The sequence below is a fragment of the Streptomyces sp. bgisy130 genome (assembly GCF_057708345.1).
In genome coordinates, this window is sequence record NZ_JBYISA010000012.1 from 216,338 (window position 1) to 237,487 (window position 21,150).

The 21,150-nt window shown below is 71.0% G+C and carries 20 protein-coding genes, 5 tRNA genes and 1 pseudogene; 21 read left to right on the forward strand and 5 right to left on the reverse strand.

The window, feature by feature from the left end; all coding sequences use genetic code 11:
* Nucleotides 1-38 precede the first annotated feature (38 nt).
* The 9 genes and pseudogenes from AC3EUV_RS18735 to AC3EUV_RS18775 all read left to right on the forward strand — a co-directional run bounded on the left by AC3EUV_RS18735 (nt 39) and on the right by AC3EUV_RS18775 (nt 4,392).
* Nucleotides 39-812: a fumarylacetoacetate hydrolase family protein gene (locus tag AC3EUV_RS18735; RefSeq protein WP_432142067.1), complete on the forward strand. Its 774-nt coding sequence runs from the start codon at nt 39-41 to the stop codon at nt 810-812.
* Nucleotides 805-2,286: a glutamate--tRNA ligase gene (gltX, locus tag AC3EUV_RS18740; protein WP_432142068.1), complete on the forward strand. Its 1,482-nt coding sequence runs from the start codon at nt 805-807 to the stop codon at nt 2,284-2,286. Before AC3EUV_RS18735 ends, gltX begins: the two co-directional genes overlap by 8 nt.
* Nucleotides 2,287-2,364: 78 nt before the next feature.
* Nucleotides 2,365-3,089, forward strand: a pseudogene (locus AC3EUV_RS18745) (HAD family hydrolase).
* 88 nt (nt 3,090-3,177) lie between these two features.
* Nucleotides 3,178-3,249 (forward strand) — tRNA-Gln (locus AC3EUV_RS18750).
* Between the two features lie 21 nt (nt 3,250-3,270).
* Nucleotides 3,271-3,343: transfer RNA gene (locus AC3EUV_RS18755), tRNA-Glu, on the forward strand.
* 62 nt (nt 3,344-3,405) lie between these two features.
* Nucleotides 3,406-3,478 (forward strand) — tRNA-Glu (locus AC3EUV_RS18760).
* Between the two features lie 16 nt (nt 3,479-3,494).
* A tRNA-Gln gene (locus AC3EUV_RS18765) sits at nt 3,495-3,566 on the forward strand.
* 41 nt (nt 3,567-3,607) lie between these two features.
* Nucleotides 3,608-3,680, forward strand: a tRNA-Glu gene (locus AC3EUV_RS18770).
* 229 nt (nt 3,681-3,909) lie between these two features.
* Nucleotides 3,910-4,392 carry a DUF4188 domain-containing protein gene (locus AC3EUV_RS18775; RefSeq protein ID WP_435603391.1) on the forward strand — a complete coding sequence of 161 codons (483 nt, stop codon included), beginning with the start codon at nt 3,910-3,912 and terminating at the stop codon, nt 4,390-4,392.
* Between the two features lie 81 nt (nt 4,393-4,473).
* Here AC3EUV_RS18775 and ndgR read toward each other — a convergent pair whose 3' ends face one another.
* Nucleotides 4,474-5,190: an IclR family transcriptional regulator NdgR gene (gene ndgR / locus AC3EUV_RS18780; RefSeq protein WP_432142071.1), complete on the reverse strand. Its 717-nt coding sequence runs from the start codon at nt 5,188-5,190 to the stop codon at nt 4,474-4,476.
* 174 nt (nt 5,191-5,364) lie between these two features.
* Between ndgR and leuC the strand changes: the two genes are divergently transcribed.
* The 5 genes from leuC to AC3EUV_RS18805 all read left to right on the forward strand — a co-directional run bounded on the left by leuC (nt 5,365) and on the right by AC3EUV_RS18805 (nt 8,942).
* Nucleotides 5,365-6,807 carry a 3-isopropylmalate dehydratase large subunit gene (gene leuC, locus AC3EUV_RS18785; protein WP_432142072.1) on the forward strand — a complete coding sequence of 481 codons (1,443 nt, stop codon included), beginning with the start codon at nt 5,365-5,367 and terminating at the stop codon, nt 6,805-6,807.
* 3 nt (nt 6,808-6,810) lie between these two features.
* The gene (gene leuD, locus AC3EUV_RS18790) at nt 6,811-7,404 is read left to right on the forward strand and encodes a 3-isopropylmalate dehydratase small subunit (RefSeq protein WP_435603392.1); all 594 of its coding nucleotides are present in this window, start codon (nt 6,811-6,813) and stop codon (nt 7,402-7,404) included.
* 136 nt (nt 7,405-7,540) lie between these two features.
* A complete protein-coding gene (locus tag AC3EUV_RS18795) occupies nt 7,541-7,786 on the forward strand; it encodes an SCO5555 family protein (protein WP_386690827.1) in 246 nt (81 codons plus the stop codon).
* A 125-nt stretch (nt 7,787-7,911) separates the two neighbouring features.
* Nucleotides 7,912-8,562: an HU family DNA-binding protein gene (locus AC3EUV_RS18800; RefSeq protein WP_432142074.1), complete on the forward strand. Its 651-nt coding sequence runs from the start codon at nt 7,912-7,914 to the stop codon at nt 8,560-8,562.
* Nucleotides 8,563-8,738: 176 nt separating this feature from the next.
* Entirely contained in the window at nt 8,739-8,942 is a 204-nt protein-coding gene (locus AC3EUV_RS18805) for a hypothetical protein (protein WP_387237319.1), read from the forward strand.
* Here AC3EUV_RS18805 and cofC read toward each other — a convergent pair.
* Nucleotides 8,923-9,645: a 2-phospho-L-lactate guanylyltransferase gene (cofC, locus tag AC3EUV_RS18810; RefSeq protein WP_432142075.1), complete on the reverse strand. Its 723-nt coding sequence runs from the start codon at nt 9,643-9,645 to the stop codon at nt 8,923-8,925. The genes AC3EUV_RS18805 and cofC overlap by 20 nt on opposite strands.
* 131 nt (nt 9,646-9,776) lie before the next feature.
* Here cofC and AC3EUV_RS18815 point away from each other — a divergent pair, with 131 nt between their 5' ends.
* The 3 genes from AC3EUV_RS18815 (at nt 9,777) to AC3EUV_RS18825 (ending at nt 12,908) form a co-directional block, all read left to right on the forward strand.
* Nucleotides 9,777-10,643 carry a lysophospholipid acyltransferase family protein gene (locus AC3EUV_RS18815; protein WP_432142076.1) on the forward strand — a complete coding sequence of 289 codons (867 nt, stop codon included), beginning with the start codon at nt 9,777-9,779 and terminating at the stop codon, nt 10,641-10,643.
* Nucleotides 10,640-11,641, forward strand: coding sequence for an NAD(P)H-dependent glycerol-3-phosphate dehydrogenase (locus tag AC3EUV_RS18820; RefSeq protein WP_432142077.1), 1,002 nt, complete (start codon nt 10,640-10,642; stop codon nt 11,639-11,641). The genes AC3EUV_RS18815 and AC3EUV_RS18820 overlap by 4 nt, the downstream gene beginning before the upstream one ends.
* A 130-nt stretch (nt 11,642-11,771) precedes the next feature.
* Nucleotides 11,772-12,908, forward strand: coding sequence for a D-alanine--D-alanine ligase family protein (locus AC3EUV_RS18825; RefSeq protein WP_432142078.1), 1,137 nt, complete (start codon nt 11,772-11,774; stop codon nt 12,906-12,908).
* Between the two features lie 57 nt (nt 12,909-12,965).
* Here the strand turns inward: AC3EUV_RS18825 and AC3EUV_RS18830 are convergent, their stop codons facing one another.
* Both AC3EUV_RS18830 and AC3EUV_RS18835 read right to left on the reverse strand, forming a co-directional pair.
* Nucleotides 12,966-13,445 (reverse strand): DUF3515 domain-containing protein, encoded by a 480-nt coding sequence (locus tag AC3EUV_RS18830; protein WP_435603401.1) that lies wholly within the window; start codon nt 13,443-13,445, stop codon nt 12,966-12,968.
* 23 nt (nt 13,446-13,468) lie between these two features.
* A complete protein-coding gene (locus tag AC3EUV_RS18835) occupies nt 13,469-13,702 on the reverse strand; it encodes an Lrp/AsnC ligand binding domain-containing protein (RefSeq protein ID WP_042149276.1) in 234 nt (77 codons plus the stop codon).
* A gap of 158 nt (nt 13,703-13,860) precedes the next feature.
* Between AC3EUV_RS18835 and AC3EUV_RS18840 the strand changes: the two genes are divergently transcribed.
* Both AC3EUV_RS18840 and thiD read left to right on the forward strand, forming a co-directional pair.
* Entirely contained in the window at nt 13,861-14,829 is a 969-nt protein-coding gene (locus tag AC3EUV_RS18840) for a thiamine-phosphate kinase (protein ID WP_435603393.1), read from the forward strand.
* A 94-nt stretch (nt 14,830-14,923) separates the two neighbouring features.
* Nucleotides 14,924-15,739 carry a bifunctional hydroxymethylpyrimidine kinase/phosphomethylpyrimidine kinase gene (gene thiD / locus AC3EUV_RS18845; RefSeq protein WP_432142080.1) on the forward strand — a complete coding sequence of 272 codons (816 nt, stop codon included), beginning with the start codon at nt 14,924-14,926 and terminating at the stop codon, nt 15,737-15,739.
* 132 nt (nt 15,740-15,871) lie between these two features.
* Here the strand turns inward: thiD and rpmB are convergent, their stop codons facing one another.
* Nucleotides 15,872-16,057 (reverse strand): 50S ribosomal protein L28, encoded by a 186-nt coding sequence (rpmB, locus tag AC3EUV_RS18850; RefSeq protein WP_006602870.1) that lies wholly within the window; start codon nt 16,055-16,057, stop codon nt 15,872-15,874.
* 232 nt (nt 16,058-16,289) lie between these two features.
* On the opposite strand from rpmB, the gene AC3EUV_RS18855 reads away from it, so the two are divergent.
* Complete coding sequence (locus tag AC3EUV_RS18855; protein WP_432142115.1) at nt 16,290-17,939, forward strand: DAK2 domain-containing protein; 1,650 nt, start codon at nt 16,290-16,292, stop codon at nt 17,937-17,939.
* 57 nt (nt 17,940-17,996) lie between these two features.
* Entirely contained in the window at nt 17,997-21,032 is a 3,036-nt protein-coding gene (locus tag AC3EUV_RS18860) for a helicase-related protein (protein ID WP_435603394.1), read from the forward strand.
* Nucleotides 21,033-21,150: the final 118 nt, after the last annotated feature.

A 21,150-nucleotide genomic window follows, 5' to 3' on the forward strand; every position in this document is an offset into this window, starting at 1 on the left:
AACTCCGGCCAGTGATCAATGAGGGGCAACGGCAACCCGTGCGCATCGCAAGATTCTCCATCGACGGCAACGTCGGCTTCGGCGTCCTCGAAGGCGGCGAACTCGACGTCATCAAGGGGCATCCCTTCGCGGAATTCGAGCGCTCGGGCCAGAAGGTCCCCCTCGACAAGGTCCGGCTGCTGCCGCCGGTCCTCCCCAACAAGGTCGTCGCGATCGGCCGCAACTACGCCGAACACGCCGCCGAGCTGGGCAACACCGTCCCGGACGTCCCGGTCACCTTCTTCAAGCCGTCCACCTCGGTGATCGGCCCCGGTGACCCCATCGCGTACCCCTCCTTCTCCCAGGAGGTGCACCACGAGGCGGAGCTCGCCGTCGTCATCGGCCGGATGTGCCGTGAGGTGCCCCGCGAGCGCGTCAAGGACGTGATCCTCGGCTACACCTGCGCCAACGACGTCACCGCCCGCGATGTGCAGCAGCGCGAGGCGCAGTGGGCCAGGGCCAAGGGCTTCGACAGCTCCTGCCCGCTCGGCCCCTGGGTCGAGACCGGGCTGGACCCGGCCGACATCGCCGCCGGCCTCGCCATCCAGTGCACGGTCAACGGCGAACAGCGCCAGCTCGGCCGCACCAGCGACATGGTCCGCCCGGTGGAGGACCTGATCGTCCACATCACCGAGGCGATGACCCTGCTCCCCGGCGACGTCATCCTCACGGGCACCCCGGCCGGGGTCGGCCCCCTCAACGTCGGCGACGAGGTCGCCGTCACCATCGAAGGCATCGGCACTCTCACCAACAAGGTGATCAAGCGTGGCTAACGCGACCCCCGTCCGCGTCCGTTTCTGTCCCTCCCCGACCGGTAACCCCCATGTCGGCCTGATCCGTACCGCCCTGTTCAACTGGGCCTACGCACGGCACAACAAGGGCACCCTGGTCTTCCGGATCGAGGACACCGACGCGGCCCGCGACTCCGAAGAGTCCTACCAGCAGCTGCTGGAGTCGTTCCACTGGCTCGGCTTTGACTGGGACGAGGGCCCCGAGGTCGGCGGCCCGCACGCGCCGTACCGCCAGTCGCAGCGCATGGACCTCTACAAGGACCTCGCCGACAAGCTCCTCGCCGCCGGCCACGCCTACCACTGCTACTGCACCACCGAGGAGCTCGACGAGCGCCGCGACGCCGCCCGCAAGGCCGGCAAGCCCTCCGGCTACGACGGCAAGTGCCGCGAGCTCAGCGCCGAGCAGAAGGCCGCGTACGACGCCGAGGGCCGCACCTCCATCGTCCGCTTCCGGATGCCCGACGCGCCGATCACCTTCACCGACCTGGTGCGCGGCGAGCTGACCTTCACCCCGGAGAACGTCCCGGACTACGGCATCGTCCGCGCCAACGGCGCCCCGCTGTACACCCTGGTCAACCCGGTCGACGACGCCCTGATGGGGATCACCCACGTCCTGCGCGGCGAGGACCTGCTCTCCTCCACCCCCCGCCAGATCGCCCTCTACCGGGCCCTGATCGAGCTGGGTGTGGCCAAGGAGATCCCGGCCTTCGGCCACCTCCCGTACGTGATGGGCGAGGGCAACAAGAAGCTCTCCAAGCGCGACCCGCAGGCCAACCTCAACCTCTACCGCGAGCGCGGCTTCCTCCCCGAGGGCCTTCTCAACTACCTTGCGCTGCTCGGCTGGTCCTTCTCCGCCGACCAGGACCTCTTCTCGGTGCAGGAGCTGATCGAGAAGTTCGACATCGCGGACGTCAACGCCAACCCGGCCCGCTTCGACCTGAAGAAGGCCGAGGCGATCAACGCCGACCACATCCGGCGCCTGGACGTGGAGTCCTTCATCACGGCCTGCGAGCCCTGGCTGACGGCCCCGCACGCCAACTGGGCCCCCGAGGACTTCGACGAGGCCGCCTGGCGGGCCATCGCCCCGCACGCCCAGACCCGCCTCACGGTCCTCTCCGACATCACCGCCAATGTCGACTTCCTCTTCCGCGCGGAGCCTGTCGAGGACGAGGCGTCCTGGACGAAGGCGATGAAGGGCGACCCGGCCGCCCTGCTCACCACCGCCCGCGCCAAGCTGGACGCCGCCGACTGGACCGCCGGCCCCGAGCCCCTCAAGGAGGCCGTCCTGGCCGCCGGTGAGGAGCACGGCCTCAAGCTCGGCAAGGCCCAGGCCCCGGTCCGGGTGGCCGTCACCGGCCGCACGGTCGGCCTGCCGCTCTTCGAGTCCCTGGAGATCCTGGGCAAGGAGCGCACCCTCCAGCGCATCGACGCGGCCCTGGCCAAGCTGGCCGGCTGACCGCCCCCTGCGCCCCCGGGCCCGGATGCCGCACGGCGTCCGGGCCCCTCGCATATCCGCTGCCTTTAGATTGGCGGTATGCCCCTGCAAGCCGTCCTGTGGGACCTCGACGACACCCTCTTCGACTACACCGGGTCGGACCGGGCCGGTGTCCTGCGGCACCTGCGGACCGAGGGCCTCCTCGACGCGTACGGCGGCGAAGCGGCGGCCCTGGAGCGCTGGCGGACGGCCATGGAGACCGAGTTCGCCCGCTTCCTCGCCGGTGAGGTGGGCTTTCTCGACCACCGCAGAGGCCGGGCCCGGACGTTCCTGGGGACGCCGCTCTCCGACACCGAGGCGGACGCCTGGTTCGGCCGGTACATCGCGCACTACGAAGCGTCCTGGACGCTCTTCCCGGACTCCGCGCCCGCCCTGGCGGCCCTGGCCCCCCCGTACGGCAGGCGGTGCTGTCCAACGCCACCACCGCCAACCAGGAGCGCAAGCTGACCGCCCTGGGGATCCGCACCCGCTTCGAGGCGGTGCTCTGCTCCGACGCGCTGGGGTGCGCCAAGCCCGCCGCGGAGGCGTTCACGGGCGCCTGTCAGGCGCTCGGCCTAACCCCCGACGAGGTCGTCTACATAGGCGACAAGCTCGACATCGACGCGCTCGGCGCCCGGGACGCCGGGCTGACGGCCGTATGGCTGGACCGTGCGGGCACCGGTGAGGAGCTGCCCGAGGGCGTGCGTCGGATCGCGAGCCTGGCGGAGCTCCCCGAGCTGTTGCGCGGAGTTATCGGTTTTGGTGCGCCGTCCACGATCAGGTAATGTTCTTCCTGCGCCGCCCGAGAGGGCCGAGAGGCCCGGCCGGGAGGCGCAGTCAAAATAAAACCCCCCACGGGGGGTTGCGCTTTGATGGCCTATGGTGTAATTGGCAGCACGACTGATTCTGGTTCAGTTAGTCTAGGTTCGAGTCCTGGTAGGCCAGCTCGCAGAGCTTATCTGCAAAGCCCCCGTTGTGTAGCGGCCTAGCACGCTGCCCTCTCAAGGCAGTAGCGCCGGTTCGAATCCGGTCGGGGGTACAGATCCTTCCCAGGGAGACAGTCCGGGTCGCACCCGCTGTCACTCATGCAGGATCGCTAGGGCCCCCGTTGTGTAGCGGCCTAGCACGCCGCCCTCTCAAGGCGGTAGCGCCGGTTCGAATCCGGTCGGGGGTACTGGTCTAAACCACCATGGGCTATGGTGTAATTGGCAGCACGAGTGATTCTGGTTCATTTAGTCTAGGTTCGAGTCCTGGTAGCCCAGCGCGGAGCATCCTCGTGAAGCTCCCAACTGCAAGAAGACTTGCCCCCGTTGTGTAGCGGCCTAGCACGCCGCCCTCTCAAGGCGGTAGCGCCGGTTCGAATCCGGTCGGGGGTACAGAAAGAAAAGGCCCCCCGCATCATGCGGGGGGCCTTTTCGTGTCAACTACCGCTTCCCGGGTGCCGGTTGGACTCCGCCGGCCCGGAGCGGACGCCCCGCTGCGCTCGATCGGCCCCGCCGGCCACTTCCCCCTCTTGTCGGTCACTCCCCCCTTGCGCCCTCCATTGGGGAGTGTCACTATCTAAGTATGGATAGCGAAGCTATCCGGTGTCGGAAGGGGGCTGCCATGAGCGGCAAGCCGGTGCAGGGGCGGATGACGGCGGACGGTGGCCGGGAGGTGGTGGTCTTCCTCATCGGGATGCGCTTCAACAGCTGGCGTGCGGTGCGCAGTTGGCTGCCGGTGTTCCTGGCCATGCCGCGCATGATCAAGGGGCTGGCCCGGGATCCGGACAGCGGGATGATCGGGTACCGGCTGCTGCCCGGACTGCCGAGGCACTTCGCCGTCCTCCAGTACTGGGACTCGAAGGAGAAGCTGTTCGCGTACGCCGCGGATCAGAGCGGCGAGCACCGGCCGGCCTGGGCGGCGTTCAACCGGCGGGTGCGGGAGGGGCGGAACAAGGTCGGCTTCTGGCACGAGACCTATGTCGTCCCGGCGGGCTCGCACGAGAGCATCTACCTCAATATGCCGTCGTACGGGCTGGGGGAGGCCCTGGGGACGGTGCCGGTCGGCCGCCGCGGGGAGCGGGCCGCGGACCGGATGGCGGCCTGAGCGCCCGGGGCGGCCCGTGCTGACGCAGGGGCCGCCCCTTCGGCGTCGTGGCCGATTGCTCCTCGCCCCGCGGCGGGGCGCTCAGCCGGTGCGCCGCAGGCCCTCGGAGAGGCGGGCCGCCGCGTCGATGACCGCCTGGGCGTGCATCCGGGCCGGGTAGCGGGTCAGCCGCTCGATCGGGCCGGAGACCGATACGGCGGCCACCACGCGGTTCGAGGGGCCACGTACGGGGGCGGAGACCGAGGCCACGCCCGGCTCCCGCTCGCCGATCGACTGGGCCCAGCCCCGGCGCCGTACGCCGGACAGCGCGGTGGCCGTGAAGCGCGCGCCCTGGAGGCCGCGGTGCAGCCGCTCGGGCTCCTCCCAGGCCATCAGGATCTGGGCGGCCGAGCCGGCCTTCATGGGGAGCGTGGAGCCCACCGGGACGGTGTCCCGCAATCCGGACAGCCGCTCCGCCGCCGCCACACAGATCCGCATATCGCCCTGCCGGCGATAGAGCTGGGCGCTCTCGCCGGTCACATCGCGTAGGTGGGTGAGCACCGGACCCGCCGTGGCCAGCAGGCGGTCCTCACCGGCCGCCGCGGCCAGCTCGGACAGCCGCGGGCCCAGGATGAACCGGCCCTGCATGTCCCTCGCCACCATCCGGTGGTGTTCCAGTGCCACGGCCAGCCGGTGGGCCGTGGGTCGTGCGAGCCCTGTCGCCGCGACCAGCCCGGCGAGGGTGGCCGGACCGGACTCCAGGGCACTCAAAACCAGAGCTGCCTTGTCGAGAACGCCGACGCCGCTAGAGTTGTCCATGCAACGATACTCGCGTCTCACACTGTGAAACGCAAGTTCAATTTTCCAGGGAAGTCGTCAATCTGTAGGTGTGGCCCTCGACCAGGGCCCGGCGTACGGCCCGGCAAGGGGAATTCTGCGGGCATCGCGCACGGACGAGAAAGGCCGGCAATGCGGCCGGTCGGAGGGAAAGCGATGGGACGGACACTCGCGGAGAAGGTCTGGGGCGACCATGTCGTCCGGCGCGCGGAAGGCGAGCCCGACCTCCTCTTCATCGATCTGCACCTGCTGCACGAGGTCACCAGCCCGCAGGCGTTCGACGGCCTTCGCAAGGCCGGCCGCCAGGTGCGCCGGACGGACCTGACCATCGCCACCGAGGATCACAACACCCCGACCCTCGACATCGACAAGCCGATCGCCGACCCGGTCTCGCGCACCCAGCTGGAGACGCTGCGCAAGAACTGCGCGGAGTTCGGGGTCCGGCTGCACCCGCTGGGCGATGTCGAGCAGGGCGTTGTCCACGTCGTGGGACCGCAGTTGGGACTGACCCAGCCCGGCACCACCGTGGTCTGCGGTGACAGTCACACCTCCACCCACGGAGCCTTCGGCGCGCTGGCGTTCGGCATCGGCACCAGCCAGGTCGAGCATGTGCTGGCCACCCAGACGCTGCCGCTGGCCCCCTTCAAAACCATGGCGATCACCGTCGACGGTGAGCTGCCCGAGGGTGTCACCGCCAAGGACCTGATCCTGGCGATCATCGCCCGGATCGGCACCGGCGGCGGCCAGGGCTATGTCCTGGAATACCGCGGTTCGGCCATCGAGCAGCTGTCGATGGAAGCCCGGATGACCATCTGCAACATGTCGATCGAGGCGGGCGCCCGGGCCGGCATGATCGCGCCGGACGAGACCACCTTCGACTACCTGCGGGGCCGCGACCACGCCCCGCAGGGCGCGGACTGGGACGCCGCGGTCGAGTACTGGAAGACGCTGCGCACCGACGACGACGCGGTCTTCGACGCCGAGGTGCGCATCGACGCCTCCGCGCTCGCGCCGTTCGTCACCTGGGGCACCAACCCCGGCCAGGGCGCGCCGCTTTCGGCGAGCGTCCCCGACCCGGCTTCGTACGAGGACGCCTCGGAGCGCTTCGCCGCCGAAAAGGCCCTGGAATACATGGGGTTGACGGCCGGTCAGCCGCTGCGGGACATCAAGGTGGACACCGTCTTCGTAGGTTCGTGCACCAACGGCCGTATCGAGGACCTGCGCTCCGCGGCCGGGATCCTGGAAGGCCGCAAGGTCGCCGACGGCGTACGGATGCTGATCGTCCCCGGCTCGGTCCGGGTCTCCCTGGAGGCCGTCGCCGAGGGGCTGGACAAGGTCTTCACCGCGGCGGGCGCCGAATGGCGGCACGCGGGCTGCTCGATGTGCCTGGGCATGAACCCCGACCAGCTGGCGCCCGGTGAGCGCTCCGCGTCCACCTCCAACCGCAACTTCGAGGGCCGGCAGGGCAAGGGCGGGCGTACGCACCTGGTCTCGCCGCAGGTCGCCGCCGCAACGGCGGTTCTCGGCCATCTGGCCTCACCGGCCGACCTGGCCGCAACGGCCGGCCAGTCCCACGTCGCCACGCCCGCGGGAGTCTGAACCATGGAAGCTTTCACCGCCCACACCGGCCGGGCCGTCCCGCTGCGCCGCAGCAACGTGGACACCGACCAGATCATCCCGGCCCACTGGCTGAAGAAGGTCACCCGCGACGGCTTCGAGGACGGGCTGTTCGAGGCCTGGCGCAAGGACCCGGAGTTCGTCCTCAACCAGGAGCGTTACAAGGGCGCCACGGTGCTGGTCGCCGGCCCCGACTTCGGTACCGGCTCCTCGCGTGAGCACGCCGTCTGGGCGCTTCAGAACTACGGCTTCAAGGCCGTCATCTCCTCGCGGTTCGCGGACATCTTCCGTGGCAACTCCCTCAAGAACGGGCTGCTGACGGTGGTGCTGCCGCAGGAGACCGTCGACCGGCTCCTGACGCTGCTGGAGAACGATCCGGCCGCCGAGGTGACGGTGGACCTGGTCGGCCGGCAGGTGCGCGCCGAGGGCGTCACCGCGGACTTCGAGCTGGACGAGAACGCCCGTTGGCGCCTGCTGGAGGGGCTGGACGACATCAGCCTCACCCTTCGGGAGGAGTCGTCCATCGTGGATTACGAGGCGAACCGGCCGTCGTTCAAGCCGCGTACCATCGAGGTCTGACCTCGGGTTTTATGGCTCAAAGCTATATTGCGTACGATGCGCCCCCTGTGCAGTTGGCAGGGGGCGCATCGTCGTGTTGAGGCGTCTGTTGAGGCCCCGTGAAGCGACAACTCGCCGCAGATGGCACAATTAGCGCATGGAACGCGACGACCAACTCGAGCTCTACGGTCTCGTCGCCGACCGTCTCAAGGACGCACATACAAGAGTGCGGACACTGCAAGTCCCGGAGGGCGTACGGATGGCGCTGACCCGGAAGCTGCTCGTCATCACGGCTGCGGCTAAACACGATCTTGCGGACGCGGCAAGGCGTCTGGAGTGCTTCATGGCTGACCTCGACGAAGGTCGTTATCCCGAAGATGTGCACACCGATGGAAGTCCGTGAAGGTCGAGTTCGTTGCGGCACAAGGGTGATTAGCCCGTTTCGTGTTTGATTTGCGGTATATATCTGCCTAACGTGCGAAAAAGCTTGGAAACTTTCGTTCCAGCAATGTCTCCGAAGGGGAAGACGTGAACAAGGCGCAGCTCGTAGAAGCCATTGCCGACAAGCTCGGCGGCCGCCAGAACGCCGCGGACGCCGTGGACGCCGTACTGGACGCAATCGTCCGTTCAGTTGTCTCCGGCGACCGCGTTTCGGTCACCGGATTCGGCTCGTTCGAGAAGGTTGACCGTCCGGCCCGCTACGCCCGCAACCCGCAGACGGGTGAGCGCGTGCGGGTCAAGAAGACCTCGGTGCCGCGCTTCCGCGCCGGTCAGGGCTTCAAGGACCTGGTGAGCGGCTCGAAGAAGCTCCCCAAGGGTGGCGAGGTCTCCGTCAAGAAGGCGCCCAAGGGCAGCCTGACCGGCGGTGCCGCCATCAAGAAGGCCGCCGCGAAGAAGGCCACCGCCAAGAAGGCCGCCGCCAAGAAGACGACGGCGAAGAAGGCAGCGGTGAAGAAGACCACCGCGGCGAAGAAGACCACCGCCAAGAAGACGACGGCGAAGAAGGCTCCCGCCACGAAGGCCGCCGCCAAGAAGACGACGGCGAAGAAGACCACCGCGAAGAAGGCGACGGCGAAGAAGACCGCCCCCGCGAAGAAGGCGACGGCGAAGAAGGCCCCCGCGAAGAAGGCCACGGCACGCAAGACCACCGCCAAGAAGACCACCGCGCGCAAGCGGTAATTCGGCAGCGGCGACGCCACGCGTGGGGCCGGTCTCCCTTCGGGGAGCCCGGCCCGCGGTGCGTCCGGGGCCGTGCGGAGGAGCGGGCCGCAGCTCTTCTCCCACCGCCTTACTGGTTCCCGCCGCCGTACGGGCGGCCGGAGGGGCCCGGGACCTCCTCGTCTAGGCTCTCTCCCATGCAGGCCACCGCGTATACGTACGACTCCGAGACCCGTTCCGGCAGCGTGCTGCTGGACGACGGCACCCCGCTGCCCTTCGACGCGGCGGCCTTCGACGCCGGCGGTCTGCTGCTGCTGCGGCCCGGTCAGCGGGTCCGGATCGACCTCACCGGCGAAGGGGACGACCGCAGGATCGTCCTGATCACGCTCCAGACGCTCTGACCTGCGGCGGCGGCAGCCGCTTCGACCCCTCCGGCGCGGCCGCCCCCGCCATGAGCCGCGGCGCCTGGAGCGCCGTGTGCGGGCCCACGCCCAGCGTCAGCGCGGCCAGCAGATCCTCGCCGGTGTCCACGTCCCGGCGTACCGACGGCGCCTTCGGCCCGGTGATCTCCTGCGCTCCGGACGCCAGGTGACGGGCCCGCGACGCGCCTCCGAATGCCGGTTCCAATTCCGCGCCGGAAGTCGCGGTCAGAAGTGTTGTCCCGATATCCGCCGCATCCGCGAGAAATGCACGGGGAAATAGCGAAGCGGAATGGAGCACCAGTTCCAGCTCGGCGGGGCGCAGGGCCGGCAGATCGGCGTTCAGCGCGGCGACCGGCGCGCCCGGACGACGCGCCCGGACCGCGCTCGCTCCATGGGCCAGCGCCGCGTTGAGCCCGCGGGCCGGTGTGTCGGGCACGATCCGCGCGCCGAGCGCCGACAGGCGCTCTCCAGCCAGTTGGTCATCCGTGACAACCGCCACATCCCGGACGTTGTCGCAGGCCAGCGCCGCTGTCACGGTGTCCAGGGCGAAGGCGAGGGCCAGCTGTGGCCGAAACTCTTCCCCCGCGGCCCGAGAGAGCCTGCTCTTGGCCCGCACCAGCGGCTTCAGCGGCACCACCAGGCTCCAGCCCACATCCGCTCCGTCTCGTCGCATCGGCGTCATTCTCACCTGCCGCCGCCGCTCTCCGGGAGCGTCGGGGTTACGGTGTTCTCGACATAGCGGGTACCTGGGGCGACACTTGTGCGGCTGCCGGCCCGCAGCAGCTTCGCAGGTCCCACAAGGAGGGTGTCCCAGTGTCCCGCCGCAGAATCGGCTTCTGGTACCGCTTGGCCGCGGTCATCTGCAAACCGCCGCTCCTGGTTCTGTTCAAGCGGGACTGGCAGGGAATGGAGCACATTCCGGCCGACGGCGGATTTATCACCGCGGTCAACCACAACTCGTATCTCGATCCGCTCTCCTATGCGCACTATCAGTACAACACCGGGCGGGTCCCCCGATTCCTCGCCAAGGCCGGACTCTTCAAGAGCGGCTTTGTCGGCCTGATGATGCGCGGCACCGGACAGATCCCCGTCTACCGGGAAACCACCGACGCCGCCAACGCGTTCCGCGCCGCCGTCACCGCCATCGAGAAGGGCGAATGCGTCGCGTTCTACCCCGAGGGCACCCTCACCCGCGACCCCGACCTGTGGCCCATGCAGGGCAAGACGGGTGCCGCGCGGGTGGCGCTGCTGACGAAGGCGCCGGTCATTCCCGTCGCGCAGTGGGGCGCCAACGACGCGATGCCGCCGTACGCCAAGGAGAAGAAGCTCCGGCTCCTCCCGCGCAAGACACTGCGGGTACAGGCGGGGCCGCCGGTCGACCTGAGCGCCTTCTACGACCAGGAACCGACCGCCGAGGTGCTGCGGGCCGCCACCGACGTCATCATGACCGCGATCACCGAGCAGCTGGCCGTCGTCCGCGGCGAGCCCGCGCCGGTCGAACCGTACGACTGGCGCAAGGCGATCGCCCGGGAGCGCCGCGCCGCCCGGGAAGCCGCCAAGGCCACCCAGGGCGCCGGAGCGGCCCACACCCCCGCCGAACCGGCCGCCGCCACCGAACCGGCCGTCGGCCCGCAGCAGGCCCGAAGCACCCAGCAGGCACAGGAGGATGAAAGCAAGTGACGCGCTGCGCCGTCTACGGCACGGGGTCCTGGGGCACCGCCTTCGCGATGGTGCTCGCCGACGCGGGATGCGAGGTGACCCTGTGGGGGCGCCGCGCGGCCCTGGTCGACGCCATCAACAGCGGCCGTACGAACCCCGACTACCTGCCGGGGGTCGAGCTGCCCGCGTCCGTACGGGCCACCACCGACCCGGCGGACGCGGCCCGCGGTGCGGAGTTCGCCGTGCTGGCCGTCCCCGCCCAGACGCTGCGCGGCAATCTCGCCGAATGGGCGCCCCTGCTGCCCGACGGCACGGTCCTGGTCTCGCTGATGAAGGGCGTCGAACTGGGCACGGCCAAGCGCATGAGCGAGGTCATCGAGGAGGTCGCCAAGGTGCCCGCGGAGCGGGTCGCGGTGCTGACCGGCCCCAACCTCGCCAAGGAGGTCGCCGCCCGGCAGCCCGCCACCGCGGTCGTGGCCTGCGCCGACGAGGCGGTCGCCCGGCGCTTCCAGGCCGCCTGCCACACCTCGTACTTCCGCCCGTACACCAACACCGACGTGGTGGGCTGTGAACTGGGCGGCGCGGTCAAGAACGTCATCGCGCTCGCCGTCGGCATCGCCACCGGCATGGGCCTGGGCGACAACGCCAAGGCGTCCCTGATCACCCGCGGTCTCGCCGAGACGACCCGGCTCGGCCTGGCCATGGGCGCCGACGCGCACACCTTCGCCGGCCTGGCCGGTATGGGCGACCTGGTCGCCACCTGCTCCTCGCCGCTGTCGCGCAACAACACCTTCGGCACCAACCTCGGCCGGGGCATGACGCTCCAGGAGACCATCGCGGTCACCAAGCAGACCGCCGAGGGCGTCAAGTCCTGCGAATCCGTGCTGGATCTGGCCCGCAGGCACGGGGTCGACATGCCGCTCACCGAGACGGTCGTGGAGATCGTCCACGAGGGCAAGCCGCCGATGGTCGCCCTCAAGGACCTGATGTCGCGCAGCGCCAAGTCCGAGCGGCACTGAAAACGCTACGGAATGTGCCGTTCCGGCGCCGTTCGCCCGAGGCCCGTCACCCACGGTGTCCGTGCGCGACGCCACCAACGGCCGCCGCAGCACTGACTCCGTGCCGGTCAGCAGGTACCCTCAAGCCGATATGAGCAGCGAGACCTCCCACCACAAGCCCCGCGTCGCCGTCGTGTTCGGCGGCCGCAGCTCCGAGCACGCCATCTCCGTGCTCACGGCCGGCGCCGTGCTGCGCGCCATCGACCGCGAGAAGTACGACGTGCTGCCCATCGGCATCACCACGGACGGCCGCTGGGCGCTGACCGCCGACGACCCCGAGCGGATGGCCATCGCGGACCGGCAGCTGCCCACCGTGGCCGCGCTCACCGAGTCCGCCGAGGGCGCCGTGGTGCTCCCCGTCGACCCGACCAACCGCGAGGTCGTCTACAGCGAGCCGGGCTCGGTGCCCAAGGCGCTCGGCGAGGTCGACGTCGTCTTCCCCGTCCTGCACGGCCCCTACGGGGAGGACGGCACCCTCCAGGGTCTGCTGGAGCTCTCCGGGGTGCCCTACGTCGGTTCCGGCGTGCTCGCCTCCGCCGTCGGCCAGGACAAGGACTACATGAAGCGGGTGTTCACCTCCTTCGGGCTGCCGGTCGGCCCGTACGAGGTCATCCGCCCGCGGGAGTGGGAGAACGATCCGGCGGCCGCCCGCCGGAAGATCGTGGACTTCGCCGCGGAACACGGCTGGCCGCTCTTCGTGAAGCCCGCGCGGGCCGGCTCGTCCATGGGCATCACCAAGGTCGACGACCTCGGCGGCCTGGACGAGGCGATCGAGGAGGCCCGCCGGCACGACCCCAAGATCCTCGTCGAGTCGCTGCTGCGCGGCCGCGAGATCGAGTGCGGGGTGCTGGAGTTCGAGGACGGCCCGCGGGCCAGCGTGCCGGCCGAGATCCCGCCGGTCACCGCGCACGACTTCTACGACTTCGAGGCCAAGTACATCGACTCGGCCGACGGGATCGTGCCGGCGCCGCTGACCGCCGAGCAGACCGCGAAGGTCCAGGAACTGGCGGTCGCGGCCTTCGACGCGGCGTCCTGCGAGGGCCTGGTGCGCGCGGACTTCTTCCTCCAGGACAACGGCGAGTTCGTGATCAACGAGATCAACACGCTGCCCGGATTCACGCCCATCTCGATGTACCCGCGGATGTGGCAGGAGAGCGGAGTGAGCTACCCGGAGCTGATCGACCGGCTCCTCCAGGCCGCGCTGCATCGCTCCACGGGGCTGCGCTGAGCCACGCCGGTTCCCGGGGCCGGTCCCGGCCTGCCCCGGCGGACCGGCGCCGGAACCCTAGACCCCTGCGGGAACGGACTTCTTCACGGCGCCCGCGAGGTCGGTGAGCACATCGACCTCGGGGGCGTACTTCCCGGGCACCGTCACCTCGACATACGCCTTGCGCAGCACGGTCGTGAAGCGGTAGCCGTCATCCTGCTTCTCGAAGAGCCAATCGACGCCATTGACTTCCGCCGCGTTGGCGTTGGGGTTGTAATGTTCACTCCCGTACGTCAGGACGTCGGGCTTCGGCACCCCGCAGCGCAGTTTCACGGCAGGATCGCCCCACATGGCAGTGAAGTCGGAGACGGGCTCGGCATCACCGCGCTCCAGCCCGTCCACGGTCCGCGGCAACTTCTTGTGGAGCGCCGTGCAGTACCGCGCCGCCGCACCCTTGGGGGAGGGAACGGCCACGTCCTCGGAAGGAGTGCAGCTCACCGCGGCGAACAGCACGGTGAGTGCGGGCAGGGCCAGGTGCCGACGGCGCGTTGCGGAGATCACCCGGCCGAGGATACGGGGAGCTAGAGATGCACGACCGGGCAGGTAAGGGTGCGGGTGATGCCCTCCACTTGCTGGACCTTCGCGACCACCATGCGGCCCAGCTCGTCGACGGTGCCGGCCTCGGCGCGCACGATGACGTCATAGGGCCCGGTCACGTCCTCGGCCTGAAGCACGCCTTGGATCTTGGAGATCACCTCAGCTACCGCCGAGGCCTTGCCGACCTCGGTCTGGATCAGGATGTAGGCCTGTACCACGGAACCTCCAGGGCGGCTACGAGGATCATGTGGGAAGAAGGGACGCCACGGTACCGCGTCACCGTGCGGAGCGGGGAGACCCGCGCGGTGAACTCGGCAAGTGCGGCACAGTCGTCAGCCACGTACGGACCGTCCGTACACATGGGAAGGGCAACAGCATGAAGGGCACCGTGGGCGAGCTGGGGGAGTTCGGGCTGATCAGGGAGCTCACCTCCCGGCTCACCACCACTCCGGCCGTACGGATCGGGCCGGGTGACGACGCCGCGGTGGTCACCGCGCCGGACCGGAGGGTGGTCGCCAGCACCGACATCCTCCTGGAAGGCCGGCACTTCAGGCGCGACTGGTCCACCGCCTACGACGTCGGCCGCAAGGCCGCCGCGCAGAACCTCGCCGACATCGCGGCGATGGGCGCGGTGCCCACCGCGATCCTGCTCGGCCTGGTCGTCCCCGCGGACCTCCCCGCGACCTGGCCGACCGAGCTGATGGACGGGCTGCGCGACGAATGCCAGGTGGCGGGCGCAGCGGTGGTCGGCGGGGACGTCGTACGCGGCGAGACCATCACCGTCGCCATCACCGCGCTCGGCGATCTGCGCAACCAGGAGCCGGTCACCCGGGCCTGTGCCCAGCCCGGCGACGTGGTCGCGGTGACCGGCTGGCTCGGCTGGTCCGCCGCCGGGCACGCCGTCCTCTCCCGCGGCTTCCGCTCGCCGCGCGCCTTCGTGGAGGCCCACCGCCGCCCCGAACCGCCGTACCACGCGGGCCCGGCGGCGGCCGGACTCGGCGCCACCGCCATGACCGACGTCAGCGACGGGCTGGTCGCCGACCTCGGGCACATCGCCGAGGCCAGCAAGGTCCGGATCGATCTGCGGTCCGCGGGCATCGACATCCCCACGCAGATGTCCGACATCGGCACCGCGGTCGGCGTGGACCCGATGCAGTGGGTGCTCAACGGCGGTGAGGATCACGCGATCGTGGCCACCTTCCCGCCCGATGTGAAGCTGCCCGCCCGGTGGAAGGTCATCGGCGAGGTGCTCCACCCCTCCGCGCTGCCCCAGGTGACGGTGGACGGCGCCCCGTGGGTGAAGGCCGGCTGGGACCACTTCGGCGACAACGGGGACGCCGACTAGTTCCGTCGGGACGCCGACCGGTTCGTGCGGGATACGGGCGGCTCGACTCGGGCGCCCGCGGGACCGTGGGGTGCCGCCGAGTAGATTCGGCGGTATGCGCATACCTCCACGCGTCCTGACCGTCGCCGGCTCCGACTCCGGCGGCGGCGCGGGCATCCAGGCCGACCTGAAGACGATGCTGGCGCTCGGCACCCATGGCATGAGCGTGGTCACCGCCGTCACCGCGCAGAACTCCCTGGGCGTGCAGGGCGCGTGGGAGCTGCCCGCCGAGGCCGTACGGGCTCAGTTCCGCAGCGTCGTCGACGACATCGGCGTGCAGGCGGTGAAGACCGGCATGCTCTCCTCGGCCGAACTCGTCCAAACCGTCGCGGAGCTGCTCGCCGGACTGCGGGCCCCGGTCGTCATCGACCCCGTAGGGGTCTCCAAGCACGGCGATCCGCTGCTCGCCGCCAGTGCGCTGGACGCGGTCCGCGGCGCCCTGTTGCCGACGGCCACCGTCGCCACCCCCAACCTGGACGAGGTCGCCCAGCTGACCGGCGTACAGGTCGGGGAGGAGGCCGATATGCGGCGGGCGGCCGCCGCGATCCTGGAGTTCGGGCCGCGCTGGGCGCTCATCAAGGGAGGCCACCTGGCGGCCGGCGACGGGTCCGGCGACAGCGCCGTCGATCTGCTCACCGACGGCACCGAGGAGCACTGGCTGCGCGCGCCGCGCCACGACAACCGGCACACCCACGGCACCGGCTGCACCCTCGCCAGCGCGCTGGCCGCGCAGCTCGCCAAGGGCGACACCGTCCCGCAGGCCGCCGCGGCGGCGAAGGACTACGTCACCGGCGCCCTGGCGGCCGGCTTCCGGCTCGGCGCGGGGATCGGCCCCGTGGACCACGGCTGGCGCACCCGCGGCGCGCACTGACCACGCTCCCGTCGGCGGCGCGGCCGGGCGCCGCCGGGGCCGCACCCGTCCCCGGGAACGGCAGAAGCCGGCCCACCACGAAGGTGGACCGGCTTCACAAGCAACCGGCTGGGCTGCGCTACGGCTAAGACGTCAGCGCGAGACCTTGCCGGCCTTGATGCACGAGGTGCAGGCGTTCAGCTTCTTCGGCGTGCGCCCGATCACTGCACGCACCGTCTGGATGTTGGGGTTCCAACGACGGTTGGTGCGGCGATGCGAGTGCGAGACACTCTTGCCGAAGCCCGGCCCCTTGCCGCAGACGTCGCAGTTGGCAGCCACGGGTCACTCCAAAGACTTCAGATGCACTTACGGTGAAATCCCAACGAGCCGAGTGCATTGCCCGACCGGCACCGTCAGGAGAGGAATGGCCCGATTCTCATCGGGCAACCGGAGCAGCATACAACGACCGCTCCCGTAGAACGAAACTACCACGCACCCCCCGGCCCCCGCCCCGGCCGCCCAGCCGGAGCGCGGCTACTGTGCGGTGCATCCCGTGACCCAGGAGGACGACGTGCCGTACCCGCTCGACGCCGCCGCGGTCCGCTCCTGGTGCGGGCTGGCGCTGGAGGCGCTCGGCCGGGAACGCGAGCGGATCGACGCCATCAACGTCTATCCGGTGGCCGACGGTGACACCGGCACCAACCTCTATCTGACGCTCGAATCGGCCGCCCGCGCGGTCGAGGCCGCCTTCGACGGGCACACCTCGGCGGGCACCGCACCCCGCCTCGCCGACGCGATCGGTGCCATGGCCCATGGCGCACTCATCGGGGCGCGCGGCAACTCCGGCACGATCGTGGCGCAGCTGCTGCGCGGGATGACGGAGGTGCTGGCGGCCGGCGACGGTTCGGCCGACGCGCTGCGGCAGGCGCTGCGCCGGGCCGCGGCATCGACGTACGAGGCCGTGGCCCACCCCGTGGAGGGCACCGTCCTGACGGTCGCGACCGCCGCCGCCGACGCAGCGGAGCGGGCCGCCGGGGAGGCCGGGGCCGAGGCCGCCGAGGTCGCCCGCGCCGCCCACGAGGGCGCCCGCACCGCGCTCCAGGCCACCCCGCGCCAGCTCGCGGTCCTCGGCCGGGCCGGTGTGGTGGACGCCGGCGGCTGCGGCCTGGTCGCGCTGCTGGGGGCGCTCGCCGACGCGCTGTCCGGGGAGGTCTCGGCGACACCGGTCGCCGTACGGGCCGACGCCCCGCTCCCCGAGGCGGCCGGCTGCGAGGTCGCGGACCGGGTGGCCACGGACGGCCGCGGCGGCCCTGAGGGGCCCTCCTTCGAAGTGATCTACCTGCTGGAGGCCGGGGACGCGGCGGTGGCGCGGCTGCGGACCCGGCTCGACGGGCTCGGCGACTCCCTGGTGGTGGTCGGCGGCGACGGACTGTGGAACGTCCACGTCCATGTCGACGACGCGGGCGCCGCGGTGGAGGCCGGCATCGAGGCGGGCCGCCCCTACCGCGTCCGCATCACCCACTTCGGCGGCGTCACCCGCGCCAAGGAGCCCGCCATGACGGCGCGGGCCGTGGTCGCGGTGGTAACGGGCGCCGGGCTCGCCGGACTGTGCGCGCAGGCCGGTGCGACACCGGTCGCCGTACGCCCCGGAGAGCCGCCCGCCAGCGGCGAACTGGTGCAGGCGATCCGGCAGGCCCGCGCCCGCGAGGTGATGCTGCTGCCGAACGACGCCGACCTGCGGCACACCGCGGCGGCCGCCGCCGAAGAGGCCCGCACCGAAGGCGTACGGGTCGCGCTCATCCCCACCCGCTCCGCCGTGCAGGGCATCGCGGCGCTGGCCGTGCACGAACCGGGCCGCAGCTTCGACGAGGACGTGGTCGCGATGACCGCGGCCGCGGGCGCCACCCGCTACGCCGAGCTGGCCGTCGCCGAGCGGCAGTCGTGGACGATGGCCGGGGTCTGCCAGGCCGGGGACGTGCTCGGCCTGATCGACGGCGATGTCGTGGTGATCGGCTCCGACCTCACCCGCATCGCGACGGCCGTGCTCGACCGGATGCTGTCCGCGGGCGGCGAGATGGTCACCCTGGTCCTCGGCGCGGACGCGCCCGACGGGCTCGCCGAGCGGCTGGAGCGGCATGTCCGCGCCCGCCATCTCGCCGTGGACACGGTCGTCTACGACGGCGGCCAGCACGCGGCGCCGCTGCTCATCGGCGTGGAGTGAGCGCACCGGACCGGTGAGTGCGCCGCGATTGTCACAGGCGTGGTGTGCAATGGATGCGTGGCAGCGCTCGACGAACCCCTGAAGAAAATCCTCGGTGGCACCACCGCGAAGGTGCTGGCCGAGCATCTCGACCTGCATACGGTCGGCGATCTGTTGCACCACTATCCGCGCCGCTATGCCGAGCGCGGCGAACTGACCCGCCTGGCCGACCTGCCGCTGGACGAGCACGTCACGGTCGTCGCGCAGGTCGCGGACGCCCGGGTGCTGAAATTCAACGGCGGCCGGGGCCAGCGCCTCGAAGTGACGCTCACCGACGGCAGCGGCCGGCTCCGGCTGGTCTTCTTCGGCAAGGGCATTCACAAGCCCCACAAGGACCTGCTCCCGGGGCGCCGCGCGATGTTCGCCGGCAAGGTGTCGGTCTTCAACCACAAACTCCAGCTCGCCCACCCCGAATACGAGCTCCTCGACCGCACCGACGACGACGGCGCCGACGCGGTCAGCGCCTTCGCCAACCAGCTCATGCCGATCTACCCGGCCTGCCAGCAGATGGCGTCCTGGAAGATCGCCAAGGCGGTCGACGCGGTGCTGCCCAGTGCGCAGGACGCCGTCGACCCGCTGCCGGAGGCGCTGCGCGACGGCCGGGCGCTCGTCCCGCTCACCGAGGCGCTGTTGAAGATCCACCGGCCGGCCACCAAGGCCGATATCGCCGATGCGCGGTCCCGGCTGAAGTGGGACGAGGCGTTCGTCCTCCAGGTCGCACTGGCCCGGCGCCGCCGCGCCGAGACCCAACTCCCCGCCGTGGCCAGGAGGTTGGTCAAGGACGGCATTCTCGACGCGTTCGACGCCAAGCTGCCCTTCACCCTCACCGACGGCCAGCAGAAGGTCAGCCGGGAGATCTTCGACGACCTGGCGACCGAGCACCCCATGCACCGCCTCCTCCAGGGCGAGGTGGGCTCCGGCAAGGCGCAGCCGCTGGACGCCCTGGTGCTGACGCCGCGCGGCTTCCGTCCCATGGGGGAGATGGCCGTCGGCACCGAAGTGGTGGTGCCCAGCGGCGACCTCGCCGTGGTGGACGGGGTCTTCCCGCAGGGGGAGCGGGAGGTGTGGCGGCTGGTGCTGTCCGACGGGAGCACCGTCGAGTGCGATGACGAGCATCTGTGGATCGTCGGCGAGGGCGACGGGGGAGAGCGGGTGCTGACGACCCGCGAGCTGCGGGCGGATCTGCTGGGCGCCGACGGGCGTCCCAGGTGGTCCATCGCGGCGGCCGTGCCGGTGGATCTGGAGGGCGGCGGGCAGCGGCCGCTCGATGCGTACGAGCTGGGCCGGACGCTGGCAGGCAACGGGGGCCGGGTTCCGGACGCCTATCGCCACGCACCGCTCAAGGACCGGCTGGCCGTGGTGCAGGGCCTGATGGACGCGGCGGGCGCGTTCGTCGGGCACCGGGCCGCGTTCCGGGCGGCCCCCGCCGCGCTGGCCGGGGACCTCGCCTGGCTCGTGCGCTCCCTGGGCGGCAGTGCCCGCCTGGTTCCCGCAGCAGGATTGGGCGGGATGTACGACGTCGCCGTGGCGCTGCCCGAGGAGTTCCCGCTCTCCAGGGAGACGGCCCCGGCGCCCGGCCGCCCCCTGGGCGACGCCCGCTTCCGCCGCACCATCGAGGCCATCGAGCACGTCGGCCGCAAACCCGTCCAGTGCATCAGCGTCGCGCACCCCGACCACGCCTATGTGACCGACCACTTCACCGTCACGCACAACACCATGGTCGCGCTGCGCGCCATGCTCGGTGTGGTCGACAGCGGCGGCCAGGCCGCGATGCTGGCGCCGACCGAGGTCCTGGCCCAGCAGCACCACCGTTCGATCACCGAGATGATGGGGGAGCTGGCCGAGGGCGGGATGCTCGGCGGCGCGGAGCGCGGCACCAAGGTGGTGCTGCTGACCGGCTCCATGGGCGCCGCCGCCCGCCGCCAGGCGCTGCTCGACCTGGTCACCGGCGAGGCCGGCATCGTCGTCGGCACCCATGCCCTGATCGAGGACAAGGTGCAGTTCCACGACCTGGGCCTGGTCGTCGTCGACGAACAGCACCGCTTCGGCGTCGAGCAGCGGGACGCCCTGCGCGGCAAGGGCAAACAGCCCCCGCATCTGCTGGTGATGACCGCGACCCCGATTCCGCGCACGGTCGCCATGACCGTCTTCGGCGATCTGGAGACCTCCGTCCTGGACCAGCTCCCCGCCGGACGCTCGCCCATCGCCAGCCATGTCGTGCCCGCCAAGGACAAGCCGCATTTCCTGGCGCGCGCCTGGGAGCGGGTCCGCGAAGAGGTGGCGGCCGGGCACCAGGGCTATGTGGTCTGCCCCCGGATCGGCGACGAGGAGGAGGACCCGCCCAAGGGGACGAAGAAGGGCGCGGCCGCCTCCAAGGGCGCGGCGGCCTCCAAGGGCGCGGCGGCCAAGGAGAGTTCACCGGAGGACGTGGCGGAGAAGCGGCCGTCGCTCGCGGTGCTCGACATCGCCGAGCAGCTCACCACGGGCCCGCTCGACGGCCTGCGGGTGGCGGTGCTGCACGGCCGGATGGCGCCGGACGACAAGGACGACGTGATGCGACGGTTCGCGGCCGGCGAGCTGGATGTGCTGGTCGCGACGACCGTCATCGAGGTCGGGGTGAACGTCCCGAACGCCACCGCCATGGTGATCATGGACGCGGACCGCTTCGGCGTCTCCCAGCTGCACCAGCTGCGCGGCCGGGTCGGCCGTGGCGCGGCCCCCGGCCTGTGTCTGCTGGTCAGCGAGATGCCCGAGGCCAGCCCGGCCCGCGCCCGGCTCGCCGCCGTGGCCGGCACCCTCGACGGCTTCGAACTCTCCCGAATCGACCTGGAACAGCGCCGCGAGGGCGATGTCCTCGGCCAGGCGCAGTCCGGCGTCCGCTCCTCGCTGCGGATGCTCGCGGTCATCGACGACGAGGAAGTCATCGCCGCCGCCCGCGACGAGGCCACCGAACTCGTCGCCGCCGACCCCGGGCTGGCCGGATATCCGGAGCTGCGGATCACCCTGTCCGCCCTGCTGGACGACGAACGGGAGCAGTATCTGGACAAGGGATGAGCATCGCCGCGGCGCAGCGCGGGGCGCGGTGGACGGGTCCGGCGGCCCGCCACAGGTGAGATCGATCACCGCCCGCCGTGCTCCCCGAAGGCTCCGGCCGGGCATCGGCCGCCGGCTG